Genomic DNA, 10,798 nt, shown 5'->3' with positions numbered 1-10,798 from the left:
TCATGCCCCCCACACCAGCAAGCGCACGGGCGTCGGGTTATAGCCGTTGCAGGGGTTATTCAGTTGCGGGCAGTTCGAGATCAGCACCGTCACGTCCTGCTCCGCGCGCATCTCCACGTATTTGCCGGGCGCGGAGATGCCGTCTTCGAACGTGAGCTTGCCAAGCGGCGTGACCGGCACGTTCATGAAGAAGTTGATATTGCTGACGATGTCGCGCTTGCCGAGCAACGCGCCCACGCCGCAGGTGCAATGCGCGAGCGCGTTGAGGTAGCTGTCGCGGCAGCTGTGCATGTGGCGCTTTTCCAGCGCGTAGCGCACGGTGTTGCTCTCGGCCGCACAGGCGCCGCCGAGCGTGTCGTGACGGCCGCACGTATCGGCGACGATGGTGAGAAGTGGCGCGCCGAGGTTCGACATCAGCACGCTGCCTGCGCTCAGATACAGGTTGCGTTGCGCGCGGATCGTGTCCTGCGCGCTGTAGCGCTCGGTGGGATCGGCGCTGCTGTAGAACAGCGTATCCACGGCCTGGTTGCCTTCGAGATCGACGATGCGCAGCGTCTCGCCGCGCTTCAGGTCGTGCAGCCAGGGTTCGCCCGCGGGCAGCGTGAAATCGGTATGGGCGTCGCGCGCGTCGAGCGCGCTTTCGATGATCGGCATGACGGCTCCCTTGGCGCTCAGGCGAACAGACGGTCGGTGTTGATGAAGCCGCGCTCGTTCTCGGCGCAGGCGGTGCGGCACAGGTCATCTGCGCTTGCACGGCCCTCGGCCGAGTAGGCGCGCCAGGCGACGAGCTTCACCGGCTTCGGCGCATACTCGCCGTGCGGGTCGAGCGGATGCGGCGCCGTGGAGAACGCGGCCAGCGTGTTCATCTCGAAGCGCAGGTCGAACGCCGCGCCGGCGCGCGAGTGGCGCGGCACGAATTCGAGCGCGCCGTCCCCGCCCACGGCGACCTTGCTGAAGAAGTTGACGTTGGCCACGAGATCGCGCGCGCCGAGGCCGTATTTCGCTAGTTCGAGCACGAGGCTGTCGCGGCCATTGCGGATCATTGCGTTGCGATGCGCCTGGTAGCGCTTCTCACCGTACTTGCGCGCGAACAGCGCCGCGTCGCCCACGCCGCCGAGCGGGTCGTGCCAGCCGAGTGTGTCCGCCGTGATCGAGGCGATCACGCGGCCCATATCGGTATAGAGCGCGTGGCCGCGCGTGAGATGGGCCGTGTGCTGCGCCTTGAGCGTGTCGGCCATGTTGTAGCGTTCGAGCGGATCTTCCTGGCGGTGAAACACGGCGGCGAGATTCGCGCCGCCTTCGAGGTCGATCACGCGCAGCGCAAGGCCGCGGCGCAGGATGCCGGACCAGTGCGTGCCCGCGGGAATCACGGTTTCCCAGAGCACGTCCACGGGTGGCAAATCGCGCGGCAGGTCAGGCTGCGCGTTGGCAGAGGAGAAGCTGGACGGCATGGAGGCTCCTGGTTGCGAAGGGATGGGGCGTGAGAGGGCGACCGAACGACATCGCGACCTCCCGGGCTTTTATCCCTCCGTGGAGCCTCATCGCCGCCTTGCTGGCAAGGTGGGAGACGAGACCGGATTGCTCTCGGACCAGACATCGAACGCGCCGCATGAAACCATATGCCGCGCCGACCGGAACCCTAGCGATCCTAAGATGATGCAAATTGCTTCGCACCTCTCGCCAGGCTAATTAGCGAGTTCTGTGCCAGGGCCGTTGCTAACGGGCTCGAACGGCCCGTGATGCGCCCTGGCGGACCCAGACGGTGTGTATTGCGTGCTTTCAGGAAGCACGCGCGCGCAATCGCAGTGCAGCGCATGCACCAGGTTGCGGGATCAGGCACCGTGACAGGGCATCGCAGCCCTGCGCTGAGCGCTTGCAAGGCGCGGATGGCCAATGGCATATGAATTGCGTTCGTATGCGGCTCCATCTGCCCGCACATTCATTCGCTCATGCGCCCATCGAGACTCGCCATGCCAACCGCCTCGCACTTCACCGCCCGCCTGCGCCAGTTTCTCTATGCCATGCTGGCCGCGCGCTTCATCGAACTCGATTCGCGCGCGGCATCCAATACGAGGCGCAAGTAAGCGCGCGGCGCCCTTACCCCGACAGCGCTTCGAGCCGCACGCCATTCGTGCGCGGCCCGAACGCGCCAATCGAGATCATCACGGCGAGCATGCAAACGGTGACGCCCGCGAACACGCCGCTCACGCCGAACTCGCGCAGCAACGCAGCGATGATGAAGCCCGACATCATCGCGCCCACGCGGCTCGCGGAATAGACGATGCCATTGGCGCTGCAACGCACGGCCGTGGGAAACAACTCGGCCTGATAGGCGTGGTAGCAGACGGAGATGGTCTGCCCCGCGAGACTGATCAGCACGCCAAACGCGATGAGCGCAACCGGCCCGCGCGATTGCGCGAACAGCAGACCGAACACGATCACGGCGAAGGCCGAGCCGACGATCAGCCACTTGCGCTCGATGCGATCGGCCACGAGCATCGCGAGCAACGGCCCGCACGGCAGCGCAATGGCGATCACGAACGCATAGAGCAGGCTCTTCGTGACGGTCACGCCCTGCCCGATCAGGAGCGTGGGCACCCAGTTCGCAAAGCCGTAGTAGCCCACGGCCTGGCACAGGTTGAACGCGACCAGCATGATGAGGCGCGAGCGATACGGCGGCCGCCAGAGCTCCGCGAGCGAGGCGCGCCGGTGCGCGGGCAGCGCCGGCATGGGCGCAGGCTCGGACAACGCCATACCGCTCTCGCGCACGGCCCGCTGCTCCATCTGCGCGATCACGCGCTCCGCGGCTTGCGTGTGTCCATGCGAGACGAGCCAGCGCGGGCTCTCCGGCACCGTGCGGCGCACGAACCACACGAGCGCGGCCCCGAGCGAGCCCGCGAGCACGACCCAGCGCCAGCCGTCGAGGCCGAGCGGCGCCTGCGGCACGAGCCACCACGAAAGCAAGGCCGAAATGGGCGCAGCCGAAAACATGACAGCCTGGTTGAACGCCATCGCGCGGCCGCGCATCTGCTGCGGGACCATCTCCGTGACATAGCTGTCGATCGTGACGATCTCGATGCCCACGCCAATGCCCGTGATGAAGCGCCACAGGATCAGCCCCTGCGAGGTGTGCTGGAACGCCATCGCCACCGAGCCCACCGAATACCAGAGCAGCGAAAACGTGAAGACGCTGCGCCGCCCGAAGCGGTCGGGCAGCCAGCCCAGGCAGAAGGTGCCGACGAAGAGGCCCGCGAAGGTCGCGGCCACGAACGCGCCTATGCCGTTGAAGCCGAAGAACGCCGAGGTCGTGGTCTGCAGCATCCCGCTCTTCGCCATGCCCGGCGCGATGTAGCCCGTGAAGATCAGATCGTAGACTTCGAAGAAGCCGCCCAATGAAATCAGCAGGACGAGCATCCAGAGCTGGCGCGTGGCGGGCAGCCGGTCGAGGCGAGCGGACAGCGCCGCCGCCGCGAGATTGCCGCTGGGTAGGGACGTGACGGGGTCGAGCGCGTCGTCGGCGCCCAGGGTTCGTTGCATGGTTGTCTCCGTGGCGACGCCTCGCTGGGCGTCTTTCTTGTGGACGCGAGCTGTCCCCTCGCGGCGCCCGACTCGTTGCGCGCGCCACGATCTGGGAGCGCCTGCGGTGGAAACCTCAAGCGCTCCATTTGCCTCGCGGGCAGGATTTCAGGGCGTTCGAAGCGCCTTCAGACCGGCAAGCACCTCCTCGGTATGCTCGCCCACGCGCGCAAGCGGCTGGCGCACGCCAGGGCGGCGGCCGCCCATCAGCAGCGGCAGCAATACGACTTCGGTCGTGCCGCCGTCGTCGGTCTGCATCGGTGCCAGGCCGCCGCTCGCCTTCAGGTGCGGGTCGTCGAACAGTTGATCGGGGCGCACGATCGGCGCGTAGGGAATACCGGCCGCTTCGAGGCGCGGCATCAGCTCCGCCACCTGGTGCGTGGCGAGCACTTCAGCCAGGCGCGCAAGCAGCTCGGGCCGCGCCGCCACGCGCAGCGCATTGTTCGCGAAGTGCGGCTCGTTCGCAAGCTGCGGGCAGCCAATCACGTCGCAGAGCGTCACGAACTGCTTGTCGCTCACCGCGCCGATGAATAGCTGCTCACCCTCGGCGAGCGTGAACACGTCGTACACGCTCCACGCGGAAACGCGCGAGGGCATTGGCGGCGGGGCTTCGTGCGTCATGGCGTACTGCTGCATGTGCTGGGCGCTCAGGAACACGCAGTTCTCGAACAGCGCGCTCTGCACCTCCTGGCCACGGCCGGTCGCATCGCGCTCGCGCAGCGCGGCCAGCACGCCAATCGCCCCGAACATGCCGCCCATGATGTCGTTGACCGACGTGCCCGCGCGCAACGGCCGCCCGGCGGGCCCTGTCATGTATGCGAGGCCGCCCATCATCTGCACGACTTCGTCTAGCGCGAGGCGCTTTTCGTACGGGCCCGGCAGAAAGCCCTTGTGCGACACATAGACGAGGCGCGGAAAGCGCTGCGAGAGCGTGGCGTAATCGAGGCCGAGCTTTTCCATGAGGCCGGGCCGGAAATTTTCGAGCATCACGTCGCACTGGCCGATCAGCTCGACAGCTGCCGCGCGCCCCTCCTCGGTGTTGATGTCGAGCACCACGCTCTTCTTGTTGCGGTTGAACGAGCGGAAAAATCCGATGCCGAGCCCAGGCAGGTTGCGTGTCTTGTCGCCGCCTGGCGGTTCGACCTTGATGACTTCGGCACCGAGGTCTGCGAGGATCATCCCGCAGGTCGGGCCCATGACCATGTGCGTGAATTCGACGACACGTACGCCTTCGAGCGGCAGCCGGTTGGCAGTATTCATCAGGACCTCAAACTAATCAAACGTGATGGGTGGCGGCGCCGAACGTCTTGGGCAGGCCAGCGCGCCAGAGCGTACCGTGCAGCGTTTCGCCCTCGAGCCATTGGGCCACGCGCGCGCGCAGCGCGAGCAGGCGTTCGATGTCGATGCCGGTGTCGATGCCCATATCGGCGAGCATGAACGCGAGGTCTTCGCTCGACGCGTTACCGCTCGCGCCCGGTGCGTGCGGGCAGCCGCCGATGCCGCCGAGGGTGGCGTCGAAACGCGTCACGCCCGCCTCCAGCGCGGCGTAGACATTGGCGAGCGCAAGGCCGCGTGTGTCGTGAAAGTGCGCGCACCATAGCCGCTCGCCGGCGATCTTGCGCGCTGCCTCGAAGAGCGAGCGCACGGCGGCGGGGTTCGCGTAGCCGACCGTATCGGCAAGGCTCACGCGGTCCGCGCCCGCGTCGAGCAGCGCGTGCATGCAGCGCAGCACCTGCGCGGGCTCGACGCGCCCTTGCAGCGTGCAGCCGAACGCCGTGCCGATGCCGCCTTCGATCAACGTCTTTGCACCGCTGGCGTCGCGCACGGCGCGCATACGCGCGACCTCGGCGACGACTTCGTCGGGTGTCTTGCGCAGATTCGCAAGGCTATGCGCCTCGCTTGCCGAAAGCGGCACGAGCATCAGGTCCGCCTGCACTTCCAGCGCGCGCTCGGCGCCCTTGAGGTTCGGCACGAGCACCGAGACGAACAGGTGCGGCAGCGTCTTCGCAAACGCGACGAGTTCCGCCGTATCGGCGAGTTGCGGCAGCAGGCGCGCAGGCACGAACGAACCCACTTCGATTTCGCGCTGGCCGGCCTCGTGCGCGGCGCGTATCCATTCGATCTTGTGCGCGCTCGGCAACACGGTCTGGATGCTCTGCAGGCCGTCGCGCAGGCCGACTTCGCGGATCACGGCGCGCTGCGGTAATGGGGGCATGAAGGTGTCTCCGTTTTTGTCTCCAGCGATGTGCTAACTTTAGACATTCCGCGAAATACATAAAGCGGTATTTTGGAAGCTTCATGATTCCAATCTGGAAACACAGCGGAAGCATCAAAAACGCAGAAAGGAGACACACCGTGCACGACATCGACCTCAAGACCCTGCGTCTGCTGGTGAGCGTGTGCGAGCACGGCAACATGGGCCGCGCCGCGCGCGAGGAGCATATCGAGCCCTCCGCCATCAGCAAGCGCATCGCCCAGCTCGAAGGCGAGTTCGGCGTGCCGCTGCTCACGCGCTCACGGCGTGGCGTGCAGCCCACCGCGGCAGGCCTCGCGCTGCTCGAACATGCGCGCAGCGTGATCTTCACGCTGGAGCGCGCCGCCAGCGACGTCGCGGCGGTCGGCAGCGGCCTGCATGGCAGCGTGAGCGTGTGCGCTTCGGCCTCCGCCATCGCCGAAGCGCTGCTCGATGACCTCGCTTCGTTCATGCGGCTGCCCGCGCACCAGAACATTCGCGTGAACGTGGACGAACGCACCTCGCGTGAACTCGTCGAGCGCGTGCGCGACGGCGCGGTGTCGCTGGGCGTGTGCTGGGACAACGTGGAGCTCGCGGGGCTGCAGTCACGCCCCTGGCGCGAGGACCGGCTCGCGCTCGCCGTGCATCCCGAACACGCGCTTGCGAAGCGCAGAACGATCGCGTTCGAAGAGACGCTCGATTACGAGCACGTGGGCCTGCCGCCCTCCACGGCCGTTCATACGCTGCTGCAACGCTCGGCCGCGCGCAGTGGGCGCACGGTCGCGTATCGCGTGGTGGTCTCGAACTTCGACGCGGCTTTTCGTGTGGTGGCCGCGAATCTCGGCATCAGCGTCGTGCCGCAGGAAGTGGGCAACACGTACCGGCGCATCATGGACGTGCGCACCATTCCCCTCACCGACGCCTGGGCGCGCCGGCGTTTCATCGTCTGCTTCCGTGCGTTCGACGCGCTGCAGCCCGCGGCGCAGCGCATGGTCGAGCATCTGGTTGAGCGGGCCGCGCACAACCGGCGCGGCGCCAAAAGCAAAGCCTGAACTGGCCACACGCGGCGCGCCTCAAGCAGCCGCCTTCTTCGCGCGTTTGCGCGCAGGCTCGCGGTCGGCCGCTTTCATCTGCGCGAGTCGCGACGGTGCAGGCGCAGTTGGCGTCGCCGCAATTGCTGGTGGAGATCGCCATGGTGGCGCTCGGGTAGGTGCCGTAGAGAAAGCTGCCGACGTCGCCGTGAAAGCACGCCGACAGCTTCTGGCGCGAGGCCTGGGCGTATCAGCATTGCGCGCGCGTTCTGCCAGCGCGAAATCACGTTTGGGCGGCACAATGCAGCAATCCACCCGAACTGCGAGGAGCGCGCGATGGCCCTTCCCTATGGCTTCGTCAAGACGAAGATCGTTTCCGCACCACAGTTGCAGTCGACGCGGCGGCCTCGTGAAGTTCAGTATCATCTGCACTTTGGCGTCGAGGTGAACGGCGCGCAGTGGGATATCGCCGTGAACGTGGGCACCACCGACGCCGACGACCTGCTCAAATACAAGCTCGTATTCGACTTCAGCCACAGCGTGCTCGCCACGCTCGCGGGCGAGCCTGCGGGGTCGACGAACCTGACGGGCACGGACGCGCTGCCCGCGATCGACTTCCAGCGCAGCGACTTCCTTGCCAACACCGGCGCGTGGCGCAACAGCGACGTGATGGACGGCTCCGATCAAGTCGAGCCCGTCGCGACGCTGCAGCGTCTGCTGTCGAGCGCGCAGCAGTCATCGCTCGACGTGTATGTGTTCGGCCGTTTCTTCAGCGAAGGCAATGGCATGCACGACGTCCACATGAACCAGGGATCGACGGGCGAGTTCATCCACCGCGCAGGTGACGACTCGAACGACCACAACGATATCTGGCAGGACGGCGCATTGCTCGTGAACCTTGGCCAGCCGGAATGGGCCTTGTATGTGGCGGCGTTCGACCAGCAATATCTGCCAACCGATGACCTCGGCAACCCCATGCCCGATTCGCAGCCGATTTCGTGAATACAGCGCGGACGCACTCCGGTTCGCGCAATGTGCCCGCACGTGCGCTGGAAATCGCAGCCCCCTCGGGAGCGGAAGTCGATCTTCGCATTGTGGCTCACCGTGCGCGGATCGCCAGGCGCGATGTAGCCGGTGGGCGGCCGCCGCGTCCGTGCCCCGGCCACGTTCGTCCCGCCCGAAGCAACATCTATGACATGATCGGCGCGTTCTGCAACCGGAGCGGGAGCGCCATCATGCCCCGCCTGGCCCGCGTGCCTCGTATACCTCGCCCGCTTGCCTGCCTGAGAGCCGGCGCGATCGCCGTCTCACTCGCGCTGCTGGCGGCTCCGCTCGCGTTCACCTCCGCGCAAGCCTGCACGCGCGCGCTCTACGTGGGCGATAGCGGCCTCGTCATCACCGGGCGCTCGATGGACTGGTCCGAAGACATGCGCTCGAATCTATGGGTCTTTCCAGCCGCCATCGAGCGCAACGGCAACGCCGGGCCGCGCTCGCCGCACTGGCGTTCGAAATACGGCAGCGTAGTGGTCTCTGGCTACGACATCGGCAGCGTGGACGGCATGAACGAACGCGGCCTCGTCGCCAACGCGCTCTATCTCGCCGAAACCGATTACGGCAAGCCCAACTCGGACCGCTCACCGCTCTCCATCAGCCTGTGGGCGCAATACGTGCTCGACAACTTCGCCACGGTATCCGAGGCCGTTAAAGCACTTGGCAACGATCCGTTCCAGATCATCGCCCCGCCCCTGCCCGACGGCAAGCCAATCTCGATTCACCTCTCGATATCCGACCCGCAAGGCGATTCGGCCATCCTCGAGTACATCGACGGCAAGCTCGTCATCATGCACGACAAGGCGTACAAGGTGATGACGAACTCGCCGATCTACCCCGAGCAGCTCGCGCTCAACACGTACTGGAAAGGCGTGGGCGGTCTCGCGTTCCTGCCCGGCACGAATCGCGCGGCTGACCGCTTCGTGCGCACTTCGTTCCTGCTCGACGCCATCCCCAAGCGCGCCGATCCGGCCTATATGGCGGACGTGCCGCAGCAGAACCCCGACTACCAGGCCGTGGCGAGCGTGATGAGCCTGATGCGCTCGGTGAGCGTGCCGCTCGGCATCACGACGCCCAACATGCCGAATCTCTCCTCGACGATCTGGCGCACGGTCGCGGACCAGACCAACCTCGTCTACTACTTCGATTCCGCCACGCGCCCCGACACCTTCTGGATCTCGCTGCGCAAGCTCGACCTCAAGCCCGGCGCGCCAGTCATGAAGCTCACCATCGATTCGGGCCAGGTCTATTCGGGCGAAGTCTCGGGCGACTTCGTGGCCACGCCGTCGTTCAAGTTCATGCCCGCGCCGCCGCCGTGAGGCGGTTGCAGACGCTCATGCTTGCTGCACGTGAGCGCGCCTGGCACTCACTTTGCAAAGAGCTGGCCGATGTCCTTGAACGCCTTGAATTCGAGTGCATTGCCGCACGGGTCGAGCAGAAACATGGTCGCCTGCTCGCCCACCTGCCCCTTGAAGCGCACGTACGGTTCGATGACGAACCGCACACCAAATGATTTGAGGCGCTCTGCCAGCGCCTCCCAGTCGCTCCAGCTCAGCACGACGCCGAAATGCGGCACGGGCACGTCGTGGCCGTCCACGGGGTTCGTGTGGGCGTGTTCCTGCGAAGCGGTTTTCGGATGTTCGTGAATCACGAGCTGATGACCGAAGAAGTCGAAATCGACCCACTGCTCGCTCGAACGCCCCTCCGAAAGACCAAACACGCGGGCGTAGAAGTCGCGCGCGGCCGGCAGGTCATAAACGGGGATCGCAAGATGAAAAGGGGAAAGCGACATGCGTAGCTCCAGTCTCGGTGATGGCAATGGTGCAATGGTAGAGAGACGCAATCAAAAATAAAATCAATATATAATTTTTCAATACTCAAATTATTTTGATGAATGATACGCGAGCTCAGAACCCTCGTCGCCGTGGCGAGAGAAGGCACGTTCGCCGCGGCTGGGCAGAAAATCGGCCTGACCCAGGCCGCCGTGAGCGCACAGATGCAGCGGCTCGAGGCGGAGCTCGGCTTCGCGCTGTTCGATCGCGAGGGCCGCACGGCGCGCCTGAACGCAATGGGTCAGCAGATCCTCGCTCAGGCGATCGAGGTCATCCGGCTGTACGAAAACCTCAGTTCGAGCGGCGCCGGCCCGGCGGCGACCGGGCGCGTCACGCTCGGCGCGATCGCCTCGGTGCAGCGCTCGATGTTGCCCGAAGCGCTGGCCGAATTCCATCGCCGTTGCGCCGGCTACCGCACGCGCGTGATCCCGGGGCTTTCGATGGAGCTCGTCAATCTCGTGGATGCGGGCGAAATCGACATGGCCGCCATCATCCGGCCACCCTTCGCACTGCAAAGTGATTTGCGCTGGACCTCGCTCGCGCGTGAGCCGTTCCGCCTGATCGTGCCGCGCAAGGTGAAAGGAGACGACTGGGCCGAACTGCTCGCGAGTCAGCCCTTCATCCGCTACGACCGGGCTTCGTTCGGCGGGCGCCAGGTAGACCGGTTTCTGCGCAGGATGCACTGCAGCGTTCAGGACGTAAGCGAACTCGACGAACTGGAGGCCATCGTCGAGCTCGTTGCGAACGGTGTGGGCGTCGCGCTGGTGCCGCAAACATCGGCGTGGCGGCGCTGGCCCGCCCGGGTGCGCGCGATCGATCTCGGGCAGCACACGTTCCATCGCGACATCGGCCTCGTGCATCGCGCGCCGGGCACCTTGAGTGAACCCGCGCGCCTGCTGATCCAGTTGATCGAGTCGCTTGCACGCGAAAGGCTCGCCCCAGCCGATCGATGAGCACGTATCATGCTCGCGAGCCGGAGAAAAATACATTAGCCATCCTGAGCAAATGCTGCCCGGCGCCTCGGGCAACAAGGCTTTCTGGCAACCGCTGCCCGATCGCCTCGCCCGCGTTCATGC

General features: G+C 65.8%; 10 protein-coding genes and 1 riboswitch. Of the genes, 4 read left to right on the top strand and 6 right to left on the bottom strand.

Annotation, left to right across the window (positions count from 1 at the left end; genetic code table 11):
- From VMJ11_RS24895 to VMJ11_RS24875, 5 genes are all read right to left on the bottom strand, one after another.
- Entirely contained in the window at positions 1-654 is a 654-nt protein-coding gene (locus VMJ11_RS24895) for an urea amidolyase associated protein UAAP2 (RefSeq protein WP_325622765.1), read from the bottom strand.
- Between the two features lie 17 nt (positions 655-671).
- The gene (locus VMJ11_RS24890; RefSeq protein ID WP_325622763.1) at positions 672-1,451 is read right to left on the bottom strand and encodes an urea amidolyase associated protein UAAP1; all 780 of its coding nucleotides are present in this window, start codon (positions 1,449-1,451) and stop codon (positions 672-674) included.
- Between the two features lie 56 nt (positions 1,452-1,507).
- A riboswitch (guanidine-I (ykkC/yxkD leader) is annotated at positions 1,508-1,654 on the bottom strand.
- Between the two features lie 443 nt (positions 1,655-2,097).
- Complete coding sequence (locus tag VMJ11_RS24885) at positions 2,098-3,537, bottom strand: MFS transporter (RefSeq protein WP_325622761.1); 1,440 nt, start codon at positions 3,535-3,537, stop codon at positions 2,098-2,100.
- A gap of 147 nt (positions 3,538-3,684) precedes the next feature.
- A complete protein-coding gene (locus tag VMJ11_RS24880) occupies positions 3,685-4,836 on the bottom strand; it encodes a CaiB/BaiF CoA-transferase family protein (protein ID WP_325622759.1) in 1,152 nt (383 codons plus the stop codon).
- 16 nt (positions 4,837-4,852) lie between these two features.
- Positions 4,853-5,791 (bottom strand): hydroxymethylglutaryl-CoA lyase, encoded by a 939-nt coding sequence (locus VMJ11_RS24875; RefSeq protein ID WP_325622757.1) that lies wholly within the window; start codon positions 5,789-5,791, stop codon positions 4,853-4,855.
- 140 nt (positions 5,792-5,931) lie between these two features.
- Here VMJ11_RS24875 and VMJ11_RS24870 point away from each other — a divergent pair, with 140 nt between their 5' ends.
- The 3 genes from VMJ11_RS24870 to VMJ11_RS24860 all read left to right on the top strand — a co-directional run bounded on the left by VMJ11_RS24870 (position 5,932) and on the right by VMJ11_RS24860 (position 9,209).
- The gene (locus VMJ11_RS24870) at positions 5,932-6,861 is read left to right on the top strand and encodes a LysR family transcriptional regulator (RefSeq protein WP_325622755.1); all 930 of its coding nucleotides are present in this window, start codon (positions 5,932-5,934) and stop codon (positions 6,859-6,861) included.
- Positions 6,862-7,176: 315 nt separating this feature from the next.
- Entirely contained in the window at positions 7,177-7,842 is a 666-nt protein-coding gene (locus VMJ11_RS24865) for a DUF2278 family protein (protein ID WP_325622753.1), read from the top strand.
- Positions 7,843-8,075: 233 nt separating this feature from the next.
- Positions 8,076-9,209: a linear amide C-N hydrolase gene (locus tag VMJ11_RS24860; RefSeq protein WP_325622751.1), complete on the top strand. Its 1,134-nt coding sequence runs from the start codon at positions 8,076-8,078 to the stop codon at positions 9,207-9,209.
- Between the two features lie 47 nt (positions 9,210-9,256).
- Here the strand turns inward: VMJ11_RS24860 and VMJ11_RS24855 are convergent, their stop codons facing one another.
- Positions 9,257-9,682, bottom strand: coding sequence for a VOC family protein (locus VMJ11_RS24855; protein WP_325622749.1), 426 nt, complete (start codon positions 9,680-9,682; stop codon positions 9,257-9,259).
- A 102-nt stretch (positions 9,683-9,784) separates the two neighbouring features.
- Here VMJ11_RS24855 and VMJ11_RS24850 point away from each other — a divergent pair, with 102 nt between their 5' ends.
- Positions 9,785-10,675 carry a LysR family transcriptional regulator gene (locus VMJ11_RS24850; protein ID WP_325622747.1) on the top strand — a complete coding sequence of 297 codons (891 nt, stop codon included), beginning with the start codon at positions 9,785-9,787 and terminating at the stop codon, positions 10,673-10,675.
- Positions 10,676-10,798: the final 123 nt, after the last annotated feature.

It is taken from the genome of Paraburkholderia sp. (genome assembly GCF_035501035.1).
Taxonomy (GTDB): Bacteria; Pseudomonadota; Gammaproteobacteria; order Burkholderiales; family Burkholderiaceae; genus Paraburkholderia.
This window is presented reverse-complemented; position numbering and strand designations above follow the sequence as displayed.